Annotated in this window: 19 protein-coding genes; 4 read left to right on the plus strand and 15 right to left on the minus strand. The window is 67.1% G+C overall.

Annotation, left to right across the window (positions count from 1 at the left end; translation table 11 throughout):
- Positions 1 to 46 precede the first annotated feature (46 nt).
- From ACWELQ_RS10035 to ACWELQ_RS10090, 12 genes are all read right to left on the minus strand, one after another.
- On the minus strand, positions 47 to 535 hold the full coding sequence (locus tag ACWELQ_RS10035; protein ID WP_452396671.1) for a h domain protein: 489 nt from the start codon (positions 533 to 535) through the stop codon (positions 47 to 49).
- Entirely contained in the window at positions 532 to 1,440 is a 909-nt protein-coding gene (locus tag ACWELQ_RS10040) for a hypothetical protein (RefSeq protein WP_452396672.1), read from the minus strand. The genes ACWELQ_RS10035 and ACWELQ_RS10040 overlap by 4 nt, the downstream gene beginning before the upstream one ends.
- Positions 1,437 to 2,846 carry an MCE family protein gene (locus tag ACWELQ_RS10045; RefSeq protein ID WP_452396673.1) on the minus strand — a complete coding sequence of 470 codons (1,410 nt, stop codon included), beginning with the start codon at positions 2,844 to 2,846 and terminating at the stop codon, positions 1,437 to 1,439. Before ACWELQ_RS10045 ends, ACWELQ_RS10040 begins: the two co-directional genes overlap by 4 nt.
- Entirely contained in the window at positions 2,843 to 4,084 is a 1,242-nt protein-coding gene (locus ACWELQ_RS10050) for an MCE family protein (protein WP_452396674.1), read from the minus strand. The genes ACWELQ_RS10045 and ACWELQ_RS10050 overlap by 4 nt, the downstream gene beginning before the upstream one ends.
- Positions 4,081 to 5,328 (minus strand): MCE family protein, encoded by a 1,248-nt coding sequence (locus tag ACWELQ_RS10055; protein WP_452396675.1) that lies wholly within the window; start codon positions 5,326 to 5,328, stop codon positions 4,081 to 4,083. The genes ACWELQ_RS10050 and ACWELQ_RS10055 overlap by 4 nt, the downstream gene beginning before the upstream one ends.
- Entirely contained in the window at positions 5,325 to 6,386 is a 1,062-nt protein-coding gene (locus tag ACWELQ_RS10060; protein WP_452396676.1) for an MCE family protein, read from the minus strand. Before ACWELQ_RS10060 ends, ACWELQ_RS10055 begins: the two co-directional genes overlap by 4 nt.
- The gene (locus ACWELQ_RS10065; protein ID WP_452396677.1) at positions 6,383 to 7,414 is read right to left on the minus strand and encodes an MCE family protein; all 1,032 of its coding nucleotides are present in this window, start codon (positions 7,412 to 7,414) and stop codon (positions 6,383 to 6,385) included. Before ACWELQ_RS10065 ends, ACWELQ_RS10060 begins: the two co-directional genes overlap by 4 nt.
- Entirely contained in the window at positions 7,411 to 8,655 is a 1,245-nt protein-coding gene (locus tag ACWELQ_RS10070; protein WP_452396678.1) for an MCE family protein, read from the minus strand. Before ACWELQ_RS10070 ends, ACWELQ_RS10065 begins: the two co-directional genes overlap by 4 nt.
- 16 nt (positions 8,656 to 8,671) lie before the next feature.
- A complete protein-coding gene (locus tag ACWELQ_RS10075) occupies positions 8,672 to 9,523 on the minus strand; it encodes an MlaE family ABC transporter permease (protein WP_157388884.1) in 852 nt (283 codons plus the stop codon).
- A 4-nt stretch (positions 9,524 to 9,527) separates the two neighbouring features.
- Entirely contained in the window at positions 9,528 to 10,292 is a 765-nt protein-coding gene (locus tag ACWELQ_RS10080) for an MlaE family ABC transporter permease (RefSeq protein ID WP_379354414.1), read from the minus strand.
- A 325-nt stretch (positions 10,293 to 10,617) separates the two neighbouring features.
- The gene (locus ACWELQ_RS10085) at positions 10,618 to 11,520 is read right to left on the minus strand and encodes a 3-oxoacyl-ACP reductase (protein ID WP_452396679.1); all 903 of its coding nucleotides are present in this window, start codon (positions 11,518 to 11,520) and stop codon (positions 10,618 to 10,620) included.
- Positions 11,521 to 11,565: 45 nt separating this feature from the next.
- The gene (locus ACWELQ_RS10090) at positions 11,566 to 11,754 is read right to left on the minus strand and encodes a ferredoxin (RefSeq protein WP_040803134.1); all 189 of its coding nucleotides are present in this window, start codon (positions 11,752 to 11,754) and stop codon (positions 11,566 to 11,568) included.
- 151 nt (positions 11,755 to 11,905) lie between these two features.
- Here ACWELQ_RS10090 and ACWELQ_RS10095 point away from each other — a divergent pair, with 151 nt between their 5' ends.
- Together ACWELQ_RS10095 and ACWELQ_RS10100 are read left to right on the plus strand one after the other, a co-directional pair.
- Positions 11,906 to 13,099: an acyl-CoA dehydrogenase family protein gene (locus ACWELQ_RS10095; protein ID WP_452396680.1), complete on the plus strand. Its 1,194-nt coding sequence runs from the start codon at positions 11,906 to 11,908 to the stop codon at positions 13,097 to 13,099.
- Positions 13,100 to 13,119: 20 nt separating this feature from the next.
- A complete protein-coding gene (locus ACWELQ_RS10100) occupies positions 13,120 to 14,238 on the plus strand; it encodes an acyl-CoA dehydrogenase family protein (protein ID WP_452396681.1) in 1,119 nt (372 codons plus the stop codon).
- Positions 14,239 to 14,384: 146 nt separating this feature from the next.
- Here ACWELQ_RS10100 and ACWELQ_RS10105 read toward each other — a convergent pair whose 3' ends face one another.
- On the minus strand, positions 14,385 to 15,152 hold the full coding sequence (locus ACWELQ_RS10105; RefSeq protein ID WP_452396682.1) for a DeoR/GlpR family DNA-binding transcription regulator: 768 nt from the start codon (positions 15,150 to 15,152) through the stop codon (positions 14,385 to 14,387).
- A gap of 145 nt (positions 15,153 to 15,297) precedes the next feature.
- On the opposite strand from ACWELQ_RS10105, the gene ACWELQ_RS10110 reads away from it, so the two are divergent.
- Positions 15,298 to 16,980: a putative PEP-binding protein gene (locus tag ACWELQ_RS10110; protein ID WP_452396683.1), complete on the plus strand. Its 1,683-nt coding sequence runs from the start codon at positions 15,298 to 15,300 to the stop codon at positions 16,978 to 16,980.
- Here the strand turns inward: ACWELQ_RS10110 and ACWELQ_RS10115 are convergent.
- Positions 16,977 to 18,035 (minus strand): zinc-dependent dehydrogenase, encoded by a 1,059-nt coding sequence (locus tag ACWELQ_RS10115; RefSeq protein ID WP_452396684.1) that lies wholly within the window; start codon positions 18,033 to 18,035, stop codon positions 16,977 to 16,979. The two genes, ACWELQ_RS10110 and ACWELQ_RS10115, sit on opposite strands and share 4 nt — an antisense overlap.
- Positions 18,036 to 18,242: 207 nt before the next feature.
- On the opposite strand from ACWELQ_RS10115, the gene ACWELQ_RS10120 reads away from it, so the two are divergent.
- The gene (locus ACWELQ_RS10120) at positions 18,243 to 20,246 is read left to right on the plus strand and encodes a PTS mannitol transporter subunit IICBA (RefSeq protein ID WP_452396685.1); all 2,004 of its coding nucleotides are present in this window, start codon (positions 18,243 to 18,245) and stop codon (positions 20,244 to 20,246) included.
- A 24-nt stretch (positions 20,247 to 20,270) separates the two neighbouring features.
- On the opposite strand, the gene ACWELQ_RS10125 is transcribed toward ACWELQ_RS10120, so the two are convergent.
- Entirely contained in the window at positions 20,271 to 20,966 is a 696-nt protein-coding gene (locus ACWELQ_RS10125) for a maleylpyruvate isomerase family mycothiol-dependent enzyme (RefSeq protein WP_452396686.1), read from the minus strand.
- Positions 20,967 to 21,091 lie beyond the last annotated feature (125 nt).

Below are 21,091 nucleotides of genomic sequence, written 5' to 3' on the forward strand. Positions count from 1 at the left end.
CACGCGGTGGGCGGCCGAGTTTCAGGAATTCGAGACCGTGGAGGACTCAAACGGTCTTGATGTCGGAGACCAGCCAGCTGTCGTTGTGCTTGGTGAGCTTCACCTGCAAGCGGTCGCTGGCGAGGGTTTCCTTCCCCGAATCAGTGCTCGAGAAGCGCTGATCCGCGATCACCAGCACGGTCGCGCTGTCGCGGGTCGAGTCGATGAGGCCGGTCGCCTGCACGACGGTCTGAACGTCGAGCTTCTTCTCCTTGGCCGCGGGGATGGCCTGCTCGTTGATGACCTGCAGATAGGAATCGCGGTAGGCGCCGGACAACCGTTCGGCGACCTTCGGGAGTTCCTTGTCGGCCGAGTCGTAGTTGTAGGTGAACAGGTCCTCGACCGTGTCCCGTGCGAAATCGGCTGCGGAAGTGCGGTTTCGTTCGGCGGTGCGGTCGGACCAGAAGCGGTCGGCGACAAGTGATCCCACCGTCACCGCGGCGACGAGGAGCACGCCGGCGACGGCGATCATGATGGAACGGGCATTGATCTTCACGGCACGAGCTCCCAGGACGAGGCGGTCACGGTGCCGCTGCTGTTGCGGTTCACGGTCACCCGGAAGCGGTAGTCCTTCTGCATCGGACCGTTGGACGCGGCATTGGAGACGGTCTGCTGGGCCAGCAACAGCACCTTGGCGGAATCGGCGCTGTCGCTCTCGATGGCGGCGGAGATGATCTTGCCGGAGGACTGCACCTTCATCTGCTCGAAGACCTTCTTGTAGCTGTCCTTGTTGGCAGCGAGGTCGTCTTTGAGACCACCACCCGCGACCGCGAAGAGCCGGTCCAGGTCGGGCCCGGCGGTGTCGGCCTTGACGGTGACCATGTCCAGGTACGCCTGCTTCGCGACCTGGATGTATTCGGCGCGTCGCGCGCTCAGGTCGTCGGCGTGCTGCTGGTGGTAGTAGAAGAGGCCACCCGAACCGATCAGCACCAGCGTGGAGATCAGGGCGACCGCCGCGGCGATCGTGCCCACCCACCCGAGCGAAGCGCGTGCCCGCTGGAAGCGCGACTTCGGTTCGCCGCCTGCGGATTCGGCTGCCTCCGTGCCGGCCGGCGCCTCATCCTGGACGGCGGGCGCCGCGGCCTCGTCGGCCGGAGCCTCCGCGGTCGGAGCCTCGTCCTCGACCACCGCGACCACGAATTCCGGCTCGGCGGTGACAGATTCGGCGATGGTCGCGGCATCTTCCACCGCCTCGACAGGCACGGCCGCCTTAACGACCGAAACCGCCGGCTCCGGCTCGGCGGCCGGGCTCGACGCCTCGGCCACCACCGGCTCCACGCTCACCGCGGTGCCCGACGTCTCCTGGACCTCGATGCCCGCGCGATCATCCTCGACGGGCGGGCCCGCCTGCCGGACGACGCGTCGCCGCGTGCGGTTTCGATTTGCTGGGGTTTCGCTCATGGCGTTGGCTCCTGAAGCAGCTGTTGCCAGCTCGACGGCACCTTGGTGGAACCATCTGCATTGACGTCTCCCCGACGGTACACGTGACCATCAGGTCCGACGAAGGTACCGGTGCCCGGATCCTCGTGTGCGATGAAGGGTGCCTTCTGGTCGCCGAGCAGCTTGTCCAGCGGCTGCCCGTTGTTGTCCACCTTGTTCGGCTGACCGAACGGCGGGTTGTCGCCCTCGGGCTGATAGCCGTTGGGATCGTGGCAGAGTTCGGGACTCGGCGCGCGCTTGCCCGGCACGTCCACACACGGGGTGTTGCGGATGCCGCGCACGGCCTCCTTGGCGTTCTGCGGCACCTTGCAGTACATGTTGGCCGGGGTTTCGATCGGCGAGGTGTCGGCGGGCGAGCGCCGCTCCGAGGCGGGCAGGAAGCCGGTGGTGCAACCCGGCGGGTCGTTCAGGCCGAGCATGAAGTCGACCATGGCGCCGTACTGCACGGGTCCGCGAATGGCGGTGAGCAGGCCCGCCAGCAGCGGCGGGTACATGACCAGAACCTGCTCGAGCCCCGCGTGATAGGTGAGCCCGACCTGCCCGACGCTGAGCATATTGGCGAGCATGATCGGCAGGGTCGGCTTCAGGTCCTGGAAGGTCGAGTTGACCTTGTCCAGGGTGGACGGCGTGTGCTGCAGGATCGCCTTCAGCGACGGATCATGTTCGCGCAGTTGGTCGGTGACCGTGGCGAGGTCCTTGGTCCAGGCCCGGACGTCGCCCGAGGTCTGGTTCTGGGTGTCCAGCAGCGGGCCGATCTTGTCCAGCAGATCCTTGGTGGCGTCGGTGTTGTCCTTGGCCGACTGCACCAGCAGCGACGCGGAATCGATGAAGCGCTGCAGATCCGGCCCCGCGCCGTTGAAGGCTACGAAGGCGTCGTTGATGACCTCTTGCAGTTTGGTGTCCGCGACGGTGGACAGCAGCCGGTCGGCCTGGTCGAGCATGGCGCCGACGTCCTGGGGCAGCTTGGTCTGCTCCACCGGGATGACCGAACCGTCGTGCAGGTTGCCGCCCTTGGGATTATCGGCCGGAACCAGATCCACGAACTGCTCACCGATGGCCGACACGCTCTTCACGTAGGCGGTCACATCGGACGGGATCTTGTAGTCGCTGTCGATGGAGAGCTTCGCGTCCACCCCGGCCGGGGTGAGTTTGACGTCCTCCACCTTGCCGATATTGGTGCCGCGGTAGGCCACATTGGCGGTGGGGTACAGACCACCGGTCGCGGCCAATTGCACGGTGACGCCGTATCTTCCGATGCCCAGCATGGCCGGGAGCTTCACGTAGTCGCCGCCCATGACGGTCAGACCGATCACGGTCAGCACCGAGAAGATGGCCAGCTGCACCTTGACGAACTTGGTGAGCTTCACTTCCCGTCACCCCCTTGCTGTGCGGGCACGGTCAGGCCCGGAATGGCCGGCAGGCCCGGAATCGGTGGCAGCCCAGCGATACTCGGGGTCGGCGTCGGCGTGGTCTGCGGTGCGGGCTTCAACGGATCGGTGAGCGGGTCACCGATGCCCTGCGGGCCCTTCCCACCGGTGATGCCGGTGCCGAGAGTGGCCTGGGCGCCGCCCAGGCTGCCGCCCAGCGGCGTGCCGGTGAGGAAGTTCGAGTCCAGCCGCGAACCGGTGAGGTCGACGGTCATGAACAGGTTCATGTAGTCGCCCTTGATGACCTTGTCGATGTTCTTGATCGGGAACGGGAACGACAGCAGCCACTGCAGCGAGTCGGCGAGCTTGCCGCCGGTCGAGGCCAGCGACTGCAGCGCGGGCTCCAGATTGGACAGGTCCGCCTTCAGATTGGCCCCACCCTGATCGAGGACCCTCTGCACGGTGTCGCTCAAACCACCCAGTGCCGTAATGGCATTGGTGATGTTCTGGCGGCGGTCGGCGAGCACGGTCAGCGCCGGGTGGATCTGGGTGATGGCCTTGGTGACATCATCCTTCTGCTGCGCGAACACCCCGGCGAACCGGTCCAGCCCGCTCATGGCGGCGATGATGTCGGCCGTCTGCTTGTCCAGGGTGGTGGTCAGCTGATTCAACTGCGGCAACAGATCCCGGATGGAATCGGTGCGGTTCTTGAAGGTGGCGTCGAGTTCCTTGGTGATCGTTTCCACCTGGGAGATGCCACCGCCGTTGAGCACCACCGACAGTGAGGACAGCGTCTGCTCTGTGGTCGGGAAGGCCGCGGCGCGCTCGAGCGGGATCAGGTCCCCGTCCTGCAGACGGCCCTGCGCCGGCTGATCGGCCGGTGCGGCCAGCTCCACGTGGTTGGAGCCCAGCAGACTGGTCTGCCCGATGCGTGCGATGGCGTTGGCGGGCAAGGCGACTCCCTTGTCCAGGGAGAGGGTGACCAGGGCGTGCCAGCCCTCGACCTCGATGCCGGTGACCGAGCCCACCGCCACGTCGTTCACCATGACCGGCGAATTACGGGTCAGCGTGGTCACATTCGGCATCTGGACGCGCACGTGCCAGGCGCCCGCGCCGGTGCCGGGCGCACCCGGCATGGACACCGAGTTCAGTCCGTCCCAGGAGCAACCGCCAACACCGAATACTGCGACCAGGCTGATCGCCGTGCCCGCCAGGCGAATTCGTCGGCGACTGGTCATCGTCCGCCTCCAGTCAGCAGATCGGCGAGGGACTTGGGAGAGGCGACCGGCGCACCCTCGGCCGCGGGAACCTGGTTGGCCAGATCCGGCGTGCTGTAGGTGAGCTGGTTCGGGAACGCGTTCTGCTCGGTCGCCGGGTTCACCAGCAGCGGCGGGTAATTCATCATCAGCGACTGGATGACGGGTGCCAGGTACTGCTTGCACAGCTCGGCGCTGTGCTGGGAATCGTTGACCGGGTCGGCCTCGACGCCACCACACAGGAAGGCGGTCGGGTTCGCGAAGTTCGGTGCGCCCAGCGCACCGGTCAGCGTGCCCTGGGCCGGCTTGTAGAGCTGGTAGAAGTTCGCCAGCGCGGTCGGGGCGGAGTGCATGATGCGCTCCAGCTCCGGCTTCTTGTCCGCGAGGATCTGGGTGGCGTCGGCAAGCTTCTGCACGCTCTCGGTCAGTGCGCCGCCGCGCTCGTCCAGGAACCGCTTCACGTCGCCGATGGCCGAGTCGAGATTGTCCAGGCCGGCACCGAGATCGCCCGAGACATTGGCCAGCACCGAGGAGACCGAGGCCAACCGACCACCGAACTGCACGATCTGATCGTTGGACTTGGACAGCACATCGACGAACTTCTGCAGGTTCTGGATGGTGCCGAACAGGTCGGTACGCCCGTCGGAGAGCGTGCTCAGCGTGCTGGACAGCTCCTTGAGGGTGTCGCGGAAGGCCTGGGCGTTGCCGTTGCCGAGATTGTCGGCGGCGGTATTGATGGCCCGGCCGAAGGAGCCCTGCTTGTCCTCGCCGATCGGGCCGAGGGCGGTGGACAGCTTGGTCAGCTCGGCCTTGATGTCATCCCATTCCACCGGAACGGCGGTGCGCTCCACGGGAATCGACGCACCATCGGCCATCTTCGCGCCGCCGGTGTAGGCGGGCGCGAGCTGGATGAAGCGCGCCGACACCAGCGACGGCGAGATGATGACGGCCTTGGCGTCGGAGGGGACGTCGACGCCGCGGTCGACCGTCAGCTTCACGGTCACCCGATCCTTGCCGGGCTCGATGGAATCGATACGGCCGACCTTCACGCCGAGCACCCGGATCTCGTCACCGGCGTAGAGGCCGTTGGTCGAGGGGAAGTACGCGGTGATGTGCTTCTTGCCGATATCGGAGACGAATCCGTAGACCAGCCACCCGGCCAGCACGACCACCACGGCCACGGCCGTGAGCCTCGTCCACCGCGGCAACTTGCGAATGGCGTTCATCGCGGCGGCTCCTGGGGGTTGGTCTGGACCTGGAAGGCGCCGTTGAGCATGTTTTGCAGGTCGTCGGGCAGATGCTGCGGCCAGACCATGGAATCGACCAGGGTCTGCAGAGCCGGGCTCGCGCCATTGGCCAGATAGGCCTGGAAGTACGGTCCGGAACCGACTTGCTCACCGAGCGCGGCCTCGAACGGGCCGAGCTCGTCGACCGCCTTGCCGATGTTCTCCTTGTTCTTGATCAGCAGGGCCAGCACCGAATTCAGCTTGTCCAGCGTCGGTTTCAGCTGGGCCTCGTTGTCGTTGACGAAGCCGGTCAGCTGCTGTGCCAGACCGTTGATGTAGACGATCAGCTGACTCAGCGCCGAGCGGCGGGCGTCCAGCTCGCCGAGCAGGGTATTGCCGTCGACCAGCAGCGAATTGATCTGCAGCGCACGGTCGCCCAGCACCTTGGTGACCTTTTGGGCGTGCGAGAGCAGATCGGTGAGTGCCTTGTCGCGGGCGTTCAGGCTGCGGGAGAGCGCGGTGACGCCGTCCAGCGCCGAGCGCAGCGGTCCCGGGGTATCGCTGAACGCTTCGGACAGTGTGTCCAGCGTCTTGTTGACCTGGTCGGTGTCCATGCCCTTCACATCGGTCGCGAGATCGCCGAGGGCGTCGGTGAGCGAGTACGGAGAAGTGGTGCGCTCCAATGGGATCGTCTGATCCGCGCGCAGCGCGCCGTCACCGGTCGGCACCACCTCGAGCGACTTGCGCCCCAGCACGGTGTTGGTCTTGATGGCCGCGGTGGTCTTGGTGCCGAGCACGATCGCCTCGTCGAGGCTGAACCGGACCTTGACCTTCGCGCCGTCCAGTTTCACGGACTCGACCTTGCCGGACTTCACGCCGGCCACCTGCACCTGGTCGCCGGGCAGCAGCCCGCCGGCATCGGCGAAGTAGGCGCTGAACTGCGCGCCCGAGCGAATGAAGGGCAACCGGTCGAACTGCAAGGCGGTCAAGCAGATCGAGACCACCAGCACGATGCCGATGACGCCGACATTGATCAGCGGTGAGCGTTGTTGGTTCAATTTGCCGCGCACCTTCCGGTGGTCTGACCGCTCGGCAGGGTGATCCGTGTGGTGCCGCCGCCGGGGGCGTCCACCAGGATGGCCGCACCACAGACGAACATGTTCAGGAACGAGCCGTAAGAGCCGATCCGGATCAGTTTCTTGTAGGTCTCGGGCAGCAGGTTCAGGACGTAGTTCACGTCGTCGCTCCGGTCGTCGAGATTCTGCGACAGCGTGCCGAGTTGCTGGAAGTCCGCCTTGAGGTCCGGGCGGGTCTGCATCAGCAGATCCTGCAGACCGCCTGTCGCCCCCGCCAATCGGGGCAGGGCGTCACCGATCGGATCCTTGTCCGCCGCGAGACCGCTGACCAGCCGCTGCAATTCGGTCAGGGTGGTCTGGAAGTCCGCGTTGTTCTGATCGATGGTGCCGAGCACCGTCTTCAGGTTCTCGATCACGCTGCCGATCAAGGCATCCCGGTCGGCGAGGGTCTTGGTGAAGGAGCCGCCGCTGTTGAGCAGCGACACCAGCGTGCCGCCCTGGCCCTGGAACACCTGCAGCAGCGCGCCGGTCAGATCGTTGATCTGGTCCGGATTCAGGCCACGCAGCAGTGGTTTCATGCCGCCGAGCAGCAGATCCAGATCGAGCGCGGGCTTGGTCTGGCCGAGGGGGATGGTAGCGCCCTTACCCAGCGCCTGCGCCGTGCCCGGCCCGTCCATCAGTTCCAGGTAGCGGTTGCCGACGAGGTCCTCGTAGCGCACCGCGGCCTGGGTGCCGGAGTAGATCCGGTACTGGTGGTCGAGGTCGAAGTCGACATGCGCCAGATGGTCCTTGCCCACGTAGACCCGGCTCACCGAGCCCACCGGGACACCGGCGATGCGCACCTTCGCGCCCGGCAGTATGCCCGACGAGCTGTTGAAGATCGCGTGGTATCCGGTCGCGCGGGAGAATCGCATCTCGCTGAAGATCACTCCGAGCGCGGCCAGCACCAACACCATGACCAGGGCGAAGATACTCAGCTTCACCGTGGTGCCATGCGGTTTGAACTTCACTTGCCCACCCCCGGAACATCGCCGAACAGCAGCTGGAACACCCGCGGGCCGTTGAGGCTGGTGCTCGTCGGCGGCGTCCACACCTCGCCTTCGGAGGTGTCGGTGACGAGATAGTTGGCGTGGCTGCCCGGCACCCGATCGAGAATGCCCTCGCAGTGCGGGCCGCCGGTGGCATTCACCTTCGGCAGATCCTTCGGGTACGAGTACGGCGTGCCGCCGCCCATGAAGCTGGCGTTCAGTGTGACCCACGGGCCATCGCCGCCGAAGATGCGGTTGCCGTCCGGCAGCGCGTTGGCCGCGCCGACGACCAAGCAGTACAACGCCGGGTTGTACTCGTTGAGCAATTCGGTGGTCGGGCGCAGCACGCCGAGGGTGTCCACCAGTGCCTTCTCGTTGTCGGAGAGCACGCCGCCGGTGTCGTTGGCCAGGCCCACCAGGTTCAGCAGCACCTTGTCGAAGTTGTCCTTCTCGTCGACGATGGTGCCGCCCGTGGTGGCCGCATTACCGGTGAGGCGCAACAGATCCGGCGCGACATCGGCGTACAGGTTGGTGACCCCGACCGAGGTCTGCAGATCGCGTTGCAGATCGGGCAGGCTCGGATTGAGGCTCTTGAGCACGTCGTCACTGTTCACCAGGAGCTGGCCCAGCTTGTCGCCGCGACCCTGCAGCGCGGTGCCCAGCGCGGTCAGCGTCGCATTCAGCTTCTCGGGCTGCACCTTTGCCAGCAGATCGTTCAAATGCTGGAAGAGCGTGTTGAATTCGACCGTCACAGCGCCCGCCTGCACCACCGCGCCCGGCTTCAGGGAATCGGTGGAGGGGTTCTGCGGTTCGATGAAATTGATGTACTTGGAGCCGAACACCGTCGTCGAGTTGATATCGACGGACGCGTTGGCGGGCACCATCTTCAGCTTGTCCGGATCGACCGCGAGGTCGATGCGCGCCCCGTTGGGCCCGTCGCTGATCTTTGCGACCCGGCCGATCTCGACGCCGCGGATCTTCACCTTGGCGTCCTTGTCCATGACCAGGCCCGCGCGCGGGGAGTCGATGGTGACCTTGACCGTGTTGTCGAAGCCGCCCGCGAAGGCGACCAGGCAGATCACCACCGCCGCCACGATGGCGAGCACCAGGCCGGCCCCGGCGAGCCGAATGACCCACCCCTGTTCGAGGTAGGGCCTGGGCTTCGGTTTCTGGACGAACGGTGAACCGATCGGGCTCACCACGCCGCCTTGCTGTTGGACCATGTCGTGTGTCCCGCCCCTACCCGGAGAGATGGAAATTGCCGGAGGTGCCGTAGATGGCCAGCGACATCAGCAGCGTCACCATGACGACCGCGATCAGCGAGGCCCGCACCGCATTGCCTACCGCCACACCGACACCGACCGGTCCGCCCGCGGCGTTGTAGCCGTAGTAGGTGTGGATCAGCATGACGGCCATCGCCATGAAGATCGCCTGGGCGAAGGACCAGAGGATGTCGCTGGGGATCAGGAAGGTCGAGAAGTAGTGGTCGTACACACCGGCCGACTGGCCGTAGATCACGACGGTCGAGAAGCGCGAGGCGATGAACGACGCGATGACCGCCAATGAGTACAACGGGATGATGGCGATGATGCCCGCCAGCATGCGAGTGCCCACCAGGAAGGGGACCGGCCGGATGGCCATCACCTCCAGGGCATCGATCTCTTCGGAGACGCGCATGGCCCCCAATTGTGCCGTGGTACCGGCGCCCAGGGTGGCCGCCAGGCCGATGCCCGAGATCACCGGGGCCGCAATGCGAACGTTGATGAAGGCGGCGAAGAAGCCGGTCAGGGCCTCGACACCGATATTGCCGAGCGAGCTGTAGCCCTGCACGGCAATGGTGCTACCGGCCGCCAGCGTCAGGAAGCCGACGATGACGACGGTGCCGCCGATGACGGCCAGCGCGCCTGTGCCCATGGAGATCTCGGCGATCAGGCGAATGGTCTCGGTCCGGTAGTGCACCAGGGCCTTGGGGACCGATCCGATCGAGCGCGCGTAGAACACCGCGTGCTTACCGACCGAGTCGAGCGCCTCGGTAAAACGCCGAAAACGATTGGCTACCTTCGGGAAACGACTTTGGATCACGAAAGCCATCTGATCACCGCGCCGTGAACTTGATGCCCGCGGCGGTGACCACGACGTTAATGACGAACAACGCCATGAAGGCGAAGACGACGGTCTGGTTGACGGCGTCACCGACGCTCTTGGGACCGCCCTTGACGTTCAGGCCCAGGTAACAGGCGACCAGTCCGGCGACGAGACCGAATAGCATGGCCTTCACCTCGGAGATGACGAGCTCCGGGAGGTGGGTGAGCAGGGTGAGCCCGTTGACGAAAGCGCCGGGGTTCACGCCCTGCAGGAAAACCGAGAACAGAAAACCGCCCAGGATGCCGATGGCCGACACCAAGCCGTTGAGCAGGAATGCGACCAGCATGGAGGCCAGCACACGCGGAACCACAAGGCGCTGAACAGGATCGATGCCGAGCACCTTCATGGCGTCGATCTCTTCGCGAATGGTGCGCGCGCCCAGATCCGCGCAGATGGCGGTCGCGCCCGCGCCGGCCACGATGAGGACCGTGACCATCGGGCCGATCTGGGTGATGGTGCCGAACGCCGCGCCCGCGCCGGACAGGTCGGCGGCGCCGATCTCCCGGAGCAGGATATTGAGGGTGAAACTCACCAGGACGGTGAATGGAATCGCCACCATCAAGGTGGGGAACATGGACACCCGGGCGATGAACCAGGACTGGTCGATGAATTCCCGTCGCTGAAACGGGGGCCGTACTGCAGCGCGAGCGACCGCGCCGGCGAGTTCGAAGAACCCTCCGACCGCCCGCAGCGGTACGGCAAGGACTTCATTCATTCCCGCTATTCCTCCTGCCCCTGCCTAGCGATAGCAACCGAGATCTGAATGTGATCTCGGTCCCGCTCGAAGATTAGAACACGTTCTCGTATGGTTCGGGAAGGTTTCGACGGTTTTGAACTGGCATTCTTTCTGAACTGCTGTCCAGTTTTAAGAACGTGTTCATGCCAGCCTAACTGTCATGGGTATGCCGCAGTGTGAGCCGACACACATAGTTGATCCCCATTCCTACCAACGATCGATCCCGTGATCAACCGCAAGGCCCGGGGCCTGAGCGCGTGTCCATGGAAACGCACAGACCCCGGTGGGGGAACTGAGGTAAGCCTCAGCCGAGATCTTTCAGCGAGGAAGCGGAAAACGTAGCGTCCGAACCGCGTTCGGCGAAATAGCCGCCCAGGGTCGCGGCCAGGCCCTCGCGGGTGAACTCGCCCTCGGCGTCGAAACGCTTCTCCACCACCGGAGCCGCCATCAGGGCCACCATCGGGCCGTAGACGACGAAGAGTTGGCCGGAGATGGCCTCGGCGGCGGGTGAGGCCAGGTAGGCGACCAGGCGTGCCACGTGATCGGGCGAGAGCGGGTCCGGGCCCTCTTCGGGAGCGGCCGAGAAGACCTGCTCGGTCATGGCGGTGCGGGCGCGCGGCGCGATGGCATTGGCCTTCACGCCGACGCTCTCGAGCGCGCGGGCGGCCGACAGGGTCAGCGCGGTGATACCGGCCTTGGCCGCACCGTAGTTCGCCTGTCCAGCCGGGCCGAGCAGACCCGCCTCCGAGGAGGTGTTGATGATGCGGCCGTAGACCGGCGCACCCGTCTCCTTGTATTTACCGCGCCAATACGCGGCGGCATTGCGGGTCAACAGGAAGTGCCCGCGCAGGTGGACCGCGACGACCGCGTCGAAGTCCGCGTCGGACATGTTGAACAGCATCTTGTCCCGGGTGATCCCGGCATTGTTCACCACGATGTCCAGGCGGCCGAAGGTCTCCTCGGCGGTCCGGATCAGCGCCTCGGCGGTGGCGCTCTCGGCGATGCTGCCGCCGACGAACTCCGCCTTGACGCCCAGCGCCCGGATGTCGGCGAGGGTCGCGCTCACCGCGTCGTTCTCGGTCAGGTCGTTGACGATGACCGAAGCACCGGCCCGGGCCAGCTCGAGGGCCTCGGCCCGGCCCAGCCCGGCGCCCGCGCCGGTGAGGATGGCAACCCGGCCGGAAAGACTTACATCAGAATCGCTCACGCGGCCGACTCTAGAACGTGTTCCACCCGGCGGGCAAGCATGCGCTCAGACCAGCTTCAGAGCGGCCTTGGGGCACTGGGCGACGGCCGACTCGATATCGCGGCGGTTGGCCTCGGTGACCTCGGCCTCGTTGACGAACAGATTGTCGTCGTCATCGAGATCAAAGACGTCAGGGGCGATTCCGACGCAGATTCCATTGGCTTCACACTGATCGAAGTCGACGATGACCTTCATGTTTCTCTCCTTAACCACTGGTTGAGCCCGAGCGTAACAACCAGACCCGCGCGCAACCAGCAAAGTAGCCCTAACCGGAACGAATACTGGAACATGTTTCAGTTGCGTGCGATGATCGGCAGAACCGAGAAACGAAGGCTAGAGGTACAGCATGCGTATCGCCTACACGCCGCAACAGGAACAGCTGCGTGCCGAGCTACGTGAATATTTCACCAAGCTCATCACTCCCGAACGGCGGCAAGCGCTTTCGGCGCAGACCGGCGAATACGGCGAGGGCAATGTCTACCGTGAGGTCGTCGAGGAGATGGGCCGCGACGGCTGGCTCGCCCTGGGCTGGCCCAAGCAGTACGGCGGTCAGGACCGCTCGACCATGGATCAGCTGATCTTCACCGACGAGGCCGCCATCGCCGGCGCCCCGGTGCCGTTCCTGACCATCAACTCGGTGGCGCCGACGATCATGCACTACGGCACCGAGGAGCAGAAGAAGTTCTTCCTGCCCAAGATCGCCGCCGGTCAGCTGCACTTCGCCATCGGCTATTCGGAGCCGGGCGCGGGTACCGACCTGGCCTCGCTGCGCACCTCCGCGGTCCGTGACGGCGACGACTGGATCATCAACGGCCAGAAGATGTGGACCTCCCTCATCGCCTACGCCGACTACATCTGGCTGGCCGCCCGCACCGACCCGAGCGCCAAGAAGCACAAGGGCATCTCGATGTTCATCCTGCCGACCACGGCGGAGGGCTTCTCGTGGACGCCGGTGCACACCATGGCCGGGCCGGACACCAGTGCCACCTACTACCAGGACGTGCGGGTCAAGCACTCCGACATGGTGGGACCGGAGAACGGCGGCTGGGCACTGGTCACCAACCAGCTCAACCACGAGCGCGTCGCGCTGACCTCTTCCGCGCCGCTGGCGCTGGCGGTCGCGCAGGTCACCGAGTGGGCGCGCAACACCAAGGCCGCCAACGGCTCCCGCGTCATCGACCAGGAATGGGTGCAGATCAGCCTGGCCCGCATCCACGCCAAGGTCGAATACCTGAAGCTCACCAACTGGGAGATCGCCTCGCGCGCCGACGCGGGCGGCGACGCCGCGCCGCGCCCGTGGGACGCCTCGGCCACCAAGGTGTACGGCACCGAGCTGGCCACCGAGGCCTACCGCGCGCTGATGGAGATCCTCGGCCCGCAGGCCTACCTGCGCCAGGACTCGAAGGGCTCGCAGCTGCGCGGCCGCCTCGAGCGCATGCACCGCGCCTGCCTGATCCTCACCTTCGGCGGCGGCACCAATGAGGTGCAGCGCGACATCATCGCCATGACCGCCCTCAAGCAGCCCGCCGCCGCGCGTTAATCGAAACCAAGGTAACCATCATGGATTTCACCCTTACCGAGGCGCAGCAGGATCTGGCCCGCCTCACCGCCGAGGTCACCGGCAAGCTGGTCACCGCCGACCGGCTGCGTGAACTCGACAAGAACGTCGACGCCGACGGCGAGCCGACCGTGCGCTTCGACGAGACGCTGTGGAGCTCGCTGGCCGAGACCGGTGTGCTGGCCGCGGCCCTGCCGGAGACGGTGGGCGGCAGCGACTTCGGCGTGCTGGAGCAGACCGCCATCCTGCGCGAGATCGGCAAGTCGGTCGCGCCGGTGCCCTACCTGTGGTCGATCGTGCTGGGCGCGGGCGCGCTCGCGCGGTTCGGCTCCGCGCCCCAGCGCGAGCTGGCCGCCAAGGCCGCGTCCGGCGAGGTCATCCTCACCGCGGCGCTGAGCGAGGAGCGCAACTGGGAGCTCGACAAGCCGGTCACCACCGCCATCGCCGGTAACGGCTGGCTGCTGACCGGACTCAAGACCACCGTGCCCTTCGCGGCGCAGGCCACCCGAATCCTGGTGTCCGCCAGCGTCGACGGCTCCCCCGCCGTCTTCCTGGTCGATCCCTCGCATCCCGCGGTGCGGGTCGAGAACCAGATCGTCACCGACCGCTCGCCGGAGGCCGAGGTCGAATTCTCCGGCGCCCCCGCCGAATTGGTCGGCACCCTCGAGCAGGGCGGCGAGATCCTGGCCTGGCTGCTCGAGCGGGCCTGGCTCGGCCTGGCCGCCACCCAGCTCGGCGTGGTGGAGAAGGGCCTGGAACTGGTCGCCGACTACGCCCGCGAGCGCGAGCAGTTCAATCGCAAGATCGGCAGCTTCCAGGCCGTGGCGCAGCGACTTTCGGACGCCTACATCGACGTCCAGGGTGTGCGCCTGGCCGTGCAGCAGGCGGCGTGGCTGCTGGCCGAGGGCCTGCCCGCCACCGCCGAGGTGCACACCGCGAAGTTCTGGGCCGCCGACGCGGGCCACCGCGTCGCCCACACCGTGGTGCACGTGCACGGCGGCGTCGGCATCGACCGCGACCACATCGTGAACCAGTACTTCACCGCCGCCAAGCACAATGAATTCGCGCTCGGCGGCGCGACCGACCACCTGCGCGCCCTCGGCTCGCTGCTGGCGGACTGACCAACTCTCGGGACGCTCAGGGGCAAGCCCCTGAGACCCCTTGGAAATCCAGCCGTCCCCTGCATAGACGGCCGAAGGCGAGACGGTGGTTCCCATACCGGCCACCGTCTCGCCCTTCCTTTTCCACCGCCCGGCGATCTTGTCGATCAGGCGGTGATCACCTCGATCCCCAACGCGCACAACTCCTCCCGGCTCGCCGGAAGCAGGTCCGCATCGGTGACCAGCACGTCGATATCGGTGATGGCGGCGAACCGGACCAGATCCTCGCGCCCGACCTTGCTGGAGTCGGCGACCACGACCACGCGATGCGCGCTGGCCACCATGGCCCGCTTGACCGCGGCCTCATCGGGATCCGGCGTGGACAGCCCGTGCCCGACGGTGAGGGCATTGGTACCCACGAACGCGACGTCCACCCGCAATTCCCCCAGGGTGCGCAGGGTGTCCGCGCCGACCGCGGCCTGGGTGATGCCGCGGACCCGGCCGCCCAGCAGTTGCGTCCGCCCGCCGGGAAAACCGCTGAGCCGCATGGCGATCGGCAGCGAATTCGTCACCGCCACCAGTTCCCGATCGCCGGGCAGCCGGCCCGCGATGCGGGCGGTGGTGGTGCCCGCGTCGAGCAGAATGCTGCCACCGGTGGGCGGCAGAAAGTCGAGCGCGGCCTTGGCGATTCGGTCCTTCTCGGCGGCGCGGGTGTGCTCGCGCTCGCCAGTGTCGAGTTCGAGGGTGGTGAGCACGGAGGCGGGAACGGCGCCGCCGTGCACCCGCCGGAGCAGACCGAGGCGGTCGAGTGCGGCCAGATCGCGTCGTACGGTCTCGGTGGTGACATCGAATTGCGCCGCGAGCTCGATGACCGACACTCGCCCGCGGTGACCAACCAGCTCGGCGATGGCCTGCTGCCGCTCCTCGGCGTACATCCAAACCTCCGTGCACCATGTTGTCTTATGTTGTTTTATGCCCGAATGTATTGTTTTGTCAAGCAGTACGCGTAACCTGGGTCACACCGAGCGGCCGGGCACACCGGGCATATCGGCTCGGACATCGGCTTGAAGGCGGCACCTGATGACGCGATCACCGCGAGAACAATCCTGCTCGATCGAGCTGCACGGCGTCCCGGCGGTACCGGGGGTGATCGCCGGGCCCACGATCCGCGCGATCCCCCGGGTGCGGGCGGAATCCGCGACCGCACCGATCGAGGAACCCGATCGGGCAGCGCAGTCGGCGGAGATCCGGCGGGCCGCGGCGGTGGTCGCCGGACGACTCCGCGATCGCGCCGCCCGCACCACCGGTGCGGCCGCGGAGGTGCTGACGGCCGATGCCGCCATGGCCACCGACCCCGGCTGGCTGGCCGCGGCCGACGCGCTCATCGCCACCGGCACCCCCGCGGCCGCCGCGGCGGAATCCGCGACCGAGCAGTTCGCGGCCATCTTCCAGCGACTGGGCGGCCTCATGGCCGAACGGATCACGGACCTGCGCGATGTGTGCGACCGCGTGGTGGCCGAGCTGCTCGGCGCGCCCGAGCCCGGAATCCCGGTCCCGGCAACGCCTTCCATCCTGCTGGCCGATGACCTCGCCCCCGCCGATACCGCGGGCCTCGATCCGAGGCTGATCGTCGGGCTGGCCATGTCGCTCGGCGGCCCGACCGGTCACACCGCGATCATCGCCCGGCAGGCGGGTATTCCCTGCGTGGTCGCGGTCGAGGGCCTGGACGCCGTCCCGGCGGGAACGCCGGTGTTGGTGGACGGCACGGCGGGCCGCGTGATCGTCGAACCGGAATCACACACGGTGACCACGGCATTGGCGGCCTACCGCGCGAGCGCCGACAGTGCCGCCCGCTGGTCCGGTCCCGGCGCCACCGCCGACGGATACCGCGTGGAAGTGCTCGCCAATGTCCAGGACGGGGCCGGAGCGCGGGCCGCCGCCCGCGGGCCCGCCGAGGGCATCGGCCTGTTCCGCACCGAATTGTGTTTCCTGGACCGCGAATCCGAACCCTCGATCACGGAGCAGACGCGGCTGTACCGGGAGGTGCTCGACGCCTACCCGGGCGCCAAGGTGGTGATCCGCACCCTGGACGCGGGTTCGGACAAGCCGCTGGGCTTCATGCCCCGGCACGACGAGGCGAACCCGGCCCTGGGCGTGCGGGGCATCCGAATGTTCGCCCGGGACAGCGGCATTCTCGACCGCCAGCTCGACGCCATCGCCGCGGCCTCCGGCTCCCGCCCGGCATGGGTGATGGCACCGATGATCTCGACCGTGGCGGAGGCGGAGTCGTTCGCGGGCAAGGCCCGCGAACGCGGTTTGATCCCCGGCGTCATGATCGAGGTCCCCGCCGCCGCCCTGCTGGCCGAGGCGATCCTGGAGCACGTCGACTTCGCCTCGATCGGCACCAATGACCTGGCGCAATACACCATGGCGGCCGACCGGATGTCACCTCGGCTGGCGGCGCTGACCGCACCGTGGCAGCCCGCCGTTCTTCGCCTGGTGGCCCAGGCGGCGGCCGCCGGTCAGCGCCTCGGCAAACCCGTGGGCGTCTGCGGCGAGGCCGCCGCGGACCCGGTATTGGCTTGTGTGCTGGCGGGTTTCGGCATCACGTCCCTGTCGGCGGCCGCCGTCGCGGTGCCCGCGGTGGGCGCGACTCTTTCCGCCGCTACCGTGGCCGAATGCCGCGCGGCCGCGACGGCGGTCGCGGCGACCACCGATCCGGACGCCGCCCGGGCCGCCGCCACGGCCGTGCTCGGCCGCTAGGGCTCGACGGTGACCTTGATGGCCGCGCCGCTCTCCACGATCGAGAACGCGTGGAGAGCGTCCGCCAACGGCAGGCGGTGCGTGATGAGGTCCCGGACCGGCACGGTGCCTGTCGCGATGTAATCGAGTGCGCGCCTGTTGTGTTCGGGCGCCGAGCCGTTCGCGCCGTGAATGTGCAACTGCCGGTAGTGCACCACGTTGGAGTCGCAGGTGATGGTGGGGTTGGTCTTGGGCAGGCCGCCGAAGAAGGAGATGCGGCCGTTGCGGGCGGCCATGGCGATGGCCTGCTCCTGGGTGATGTTGGCGGCGGTGGCGGTGATCACCACGTCCGCGCCGCGCCCGCCGGTCAGCTCCAGCACCCGTTGCACGACATCGACTTCGGACACGTCGATGATCTCGTCGGGCCGGACCGCGTCCGCGGAGAGCTTCAGCCGGTCGGCGTTGATGTCCACGAGATAGACCGGCCCGCACCGGTGTACGCCGCGCGCGATGCGAATGTGCATGCAGCCGATGGGGCCCGCGCCGAAGACGACGACGGTATCGCCCTCCTCGATGCCGAGCAGTTCCTGAGCGTTGATCGCACAGGCGAGCGGTTCGGCCGCGGAGGCTTCGTCGAATCCGACATTCGCGGGAATCGGATTCAGCCCGCCGACCCGAAGCACCTGGCTGGGCACGATCATGTACTCCGCGAAGCCGCCGTCGTACTGGTAGCCGACCGAGGTCTGGTTCTGGCACACGGCCATCCACCCCTTGCGGCATTCGTGGCATTCGCCGCACGGGACCGCCGCGATGACCTGAGCCCGGTCCCCGGGATGCCACCGCTGCCCGAACAACCGCTCGACGTCGGCCCCGACCTCGACGACCTCGCCGGCGATCTCGTGGCCGAGAACGCGTGGGGGCGTGAGGTTCTGGTGCCCGTTGTGCCGAATCTTGACGTCGGTGCCGCAGGTCGAGCAGTTGCGGACGCGGAGTTTGACCTGGTCCGGAGCGCAGTCGGGTTCCGGAGTCTCCTCCAGGCGGATGTCCTCGGGGGCGTAAAAGCGCAGCGCCTGCATGGATCTCGTGTCCTCTCCACCGTTCGGCGGCTCGGGTGCCGAGGGCCGCCATCCGTCAACCGTAGCCAATCGGGCACAAATCAACATGAAAATGTGCCCATTTGCGCCCGATCTCTTGTCATTACGCCCGTTTGTGCGGTCTACTACTGCAAGAGATGTGGTCGGCATCACATTCGCCCGACCGCTCGTCGCTCAGAGGAAGTCACGATGTCTGTTTCCCCACCGGCGTCCCGTACCAGCACGCGGCAAACCAGTCTTCGCGTGCGCGTGCAGCGGGTCGGAACATTCCTGTCCAGCATGGTGATGCCGAATATCGGCGCCTTCATCGCCTGGGGCCTGCTGACGGCCCTGTTCATTCAGAAGGGCTGGATCGAATCCCTCACCAACCGTTGGGGATCCGGTAGCTGGGTCGCGCACATCGGCGGTTGGGGCGACTACGCCAGCGGCGGCATAGTCGCACCGACCATCACCTATCTGCTCCCGATCCTCATCGGCTCCACCGGCGGCCGCATCGTCTACGGCACCCGCGGCGCGGTCGTCGGCGCGATCGCCACCATGGGCGTGATCGCCGGCGCCAACGTGCCGATGTTCCTGGGCGCGATGATCGTCGGCCCACTCGGCGGATGGGTCATCAAGCGGCTGGATACGCTGTGGGACGGCAAGATTCGGCCCGGATTCGAAATGCTCGTCAACAATTTCTCGGCGGGCATCAGCGGTGCGCTGCTGGCGGTCGGGGGATTCTTCGGCATCAGCCCGGTGGTCTCGGCCTTCAGCAGATTCGCCGGGAACGTGGTGAATTTCCTGGTGAACCACGACCTGCTGCCACTGACCTCGATCTTCATCGAACCGGCGAAGGTGCTCTTCCTCAACAATGCGGTCAATCACGGCATTCTGACGCCGCTCGGCACCAATCAGGCTGCTACCAGCGGTAAGTCGATCCTGTTCCTGCTGGAGGCGAATCCCGGTCCCGGCCTCGGACTCCTGCTGGCCTATGCGGTCTTCGGCCGTGGCGCGGCGAAGCTTTCGGCCCCCGGCGCGATGATCATCCACTTCCTCGGCGGCATTCACGAGATCTACTTCCCGTACGTGCTGATGAAGCCGCGCCTGATCCTGGCGATGATCGCCGGCGGCATGACCGGCGTCTTCATCAATGTGGTCTTCCACTCCGGTCTGCGCGCGCCCGCCGCGCCCGGTTCGATCATCGCGGTCTACACCCAGACGGCCGGCGACAGCTATCTCGGCGTGACGCTGTCGGTATTCCTCGCCGCGGCAGTCTCGTTCGCGGTCGCGGCCCTGCTGCTGAAGACCGAGCGGAACGCCGACGCGGGCGATCTCGTGGAGGCCACCGCCACCCTCGAGGCGATGAAGGGCAAACAGTCCATAGCGTCCACCTTGCTGGCCCCGGCCGGGTCCGTCGGCACCGCGGCCAGCGAATCGACCGTCCCCGCAACGATTTCCACGATCGTGTTCGCCTGTGACGCCGGGATGGGGTCGTCGGCCTTGGGTGCCTCCGTGCTGCGCAAGAAGATCCGGGACGCGGGATTCGCCGAGGTCAGCGTGGTCAATCGGGCCATCGCGGAGCTCACCGACGGCTACGACCTGGTGGTCGTGCACACCGATCTGGCCGATCGGGCGAAGGAACGGACACCGTCCGCGATCCACATCGCCATCGACGACTTCATGGGCAGTCCCCGCTACAACGAGATCGTCGGCTTGATCGCCCGTTCGGCCCGCGCCGCCGAACCGGCCGAGCCGCAACCGGATCCGGCGGCCGAGCCCGCCGCCGACCTGCTGCCGCTCGACGCCATCGTGCTCTCCGGCACCGCGCGCAGCAGCGCCGCCGCCATCGACGAGGCCGGGGCGCTCTTGGTCGCCGCCGGCGCCGTCGACGACTCCTACATCGAGGCGATGCACGAGCGCGAACGGATGATCACCACGTATATGGGCAACCGCCTTGCCATTCCGCACGGCACCAACGCGGCCAAGGCCGGTGTGCGTCGGACCGGGCTGTCGGTGGTGCGGTATCCGGACACCATCGACTGGAACGGCAAGCCGGTCGAATTCGTCGTCGGCATCGCCGGGACGGGCAGCGAGCACCTGGCCCTGCTGTCCCGGGTGGCGACGGTGTTCGGCGCGGAGGATCAGCTGGCACGCATGCGCGCGGCCAACACCCCGGACGAGGTCAAGCGAATCCTCGACGGCGACCGCTGAGCCACCGCGCGGGGCCGCTGGTTATCAGGGGACCAGCGGCCCCGCGAGCACCCGCGCGCCCGCCGCCCAGTTGCCCTGCCAGTTGAGCGCCGCGTCGTCGAGGCTCTTGCGTCCCCACAGCGCCAGCAGCAGATCCGAGGCGGTGCCGGAGATTTCGGCGACCGGAGCGTCCTGACCGTAGGTCCAGCTGTCGCCGGTGTCGGTGGTGTGGACGCTGACCGCGGCCTCCGGCGCCTTGGCCAGGCCGCGCTGGATCATGCGGGGCGCGAACATCTCGAACACCTCGGTGATGCCGTCGGCGGCCAGCTGCGGTTCGAATCCCTCGGCCACGCCGAGCGCGTGCTGGCCGTCCCACAGGTGCATGAGGGTTTCGTGGGCGCGGCGACGCTGCCAGAAGCCGACGGTGCGGGGCATCAGACTGGTGAAGGTCCAGGCCGGGGTGGCCGGATCGACCGACAGCGACTCCAGGATGGCCTTCGCGCTCTGGTCGTACCAATCACGCAGCGCGACCGCGTCCTTGGGCGCGGGCTCGCCCTGATAGTCGCCGCGGCCCTCCGCGACCGCGGTCACCACCCACAGATTCCCCTGTCTGACATGGTCGACGAGGTCGTAGAAGGTCCAGTCGCCGCAACTGGGCACCGGTGCGGCCAAATCGGCCTCGGGCGTGATCAGCTCGCCGAACCCGGTCAGCTTCTCGCGCAAAACGGCCATGAAATCCATGCGGCCCACGCTAAGGCGCGAAAGCGCAGCGTGCCAGCCAAATCCGGCCCGGGACACGCGAAATTCGGCCAAACATCAGGATTCGAGTTCGCGCAGCGAGAAGAGGCGCTCGGCGACCGGGTCCT

It is taken from the genome of Nocardia sp. NPDC004722 (assembly GCF_053601505.1).

Coding starts and splice junctions, on each gene's coding strand:
- ACWELQ_RS10040 (WP_452396672.1), bottom strand. CDS start 1,440: ATGAGCGAAACCCCAGCAAATCGAAACCGCACGCGGCGACGCGTCGTC.
- ACWELQ_RS10050 (WP_452396674.1), bottom strand. CDS start 4,084: ATGACCAGTCGCCGACGAATTCGCCTGGCGGGCACGGCGATCAGCCTG.
- ACWELQ_RS10055 (WP_452396675.1), bottom strand. CDS start 5,328: ATGAACGCCATTCGCAAGTTGCCGCGGTGGACGAGGCTCACGGCCGTG.
- ACWELQ_RS10070 (WP_452396678.1), bottom strand. CDS start 8,655: ATGGTCCAACAGCAAGGCGGCGTGGTGAGCCCGATCGGTTCACCGTTC.
- ACWELQ_RS10075 (WP_157388884.1), bottom strand. CDS start 9,523: ATGGCTTTCGTGATCCAAAGTCGTTTCCCGAAGGTAGCCAATCGTTTT.
- ACWELQ_RS10080 (WP_379354414.1), bottom strand. CDS start 10,292: ATGAATGAAGTCCTTGCCGTACCGCTGCGGGCGGTCGGAGGGTTCTTC.
- ACWELQ_RS10090 (WP_040803134.1), bottom strand. CDS start 11,754: ATGAAGGTCATCGTCGACTTCGATCAGTGTGAAGCCAATGGAATCTGC.
- ACWELQ_RS10095 (WP_452396680.1), top strand. CDS start 11,906: ATGCGTATCGCCTACACGCCGCAACAGGAACAGCTGCGTGCCGAGCTA.
- ACWELQ_RS10100 (WP_452396681.1), top strand. CDS start 13,120: ATGGATTTCACCCTTACCGAGGCGCAGCAGGATCTGGCCCGCCTCACC.
- ACWELQ_RS10105 (WP_452396682.1), bottom strand. CDS start 15,152: ATGTACGCCGAGGAGCGGCAGCAGGCCATCGCCGAGCTGGTTGGTCAC.
- ACWELQ_RS10110 (WP_452396683.1), top strand. CDS start 15,298: ATGACGCGATCACCGCGAGAACAATCCTGCTCGATCGAGCTGCACGGC.
- ACWELQ_RS10115 (WP_452396684.1), bottom strand. CDS start 18,035: ATGCAGGCGCTGCGCTTTTACGCCCCCGAGGACATCCGCCTGGAGGAG.
- ACWELQ_RS10120 (WP_452396685.1), top strand. CDS start 18,243: ATGTCTGTTTCCCCACCGGCGTCCCGTACCAGCACGCGGCAAACCAGT.
- ACWELQ_RS10125 (WP_452396686.1), bottom strand. CDS start 20,966: ATGGATTTCATGGCCGTTTTGCGCGAGAAGCTGACCGGGTTCGGCGAG.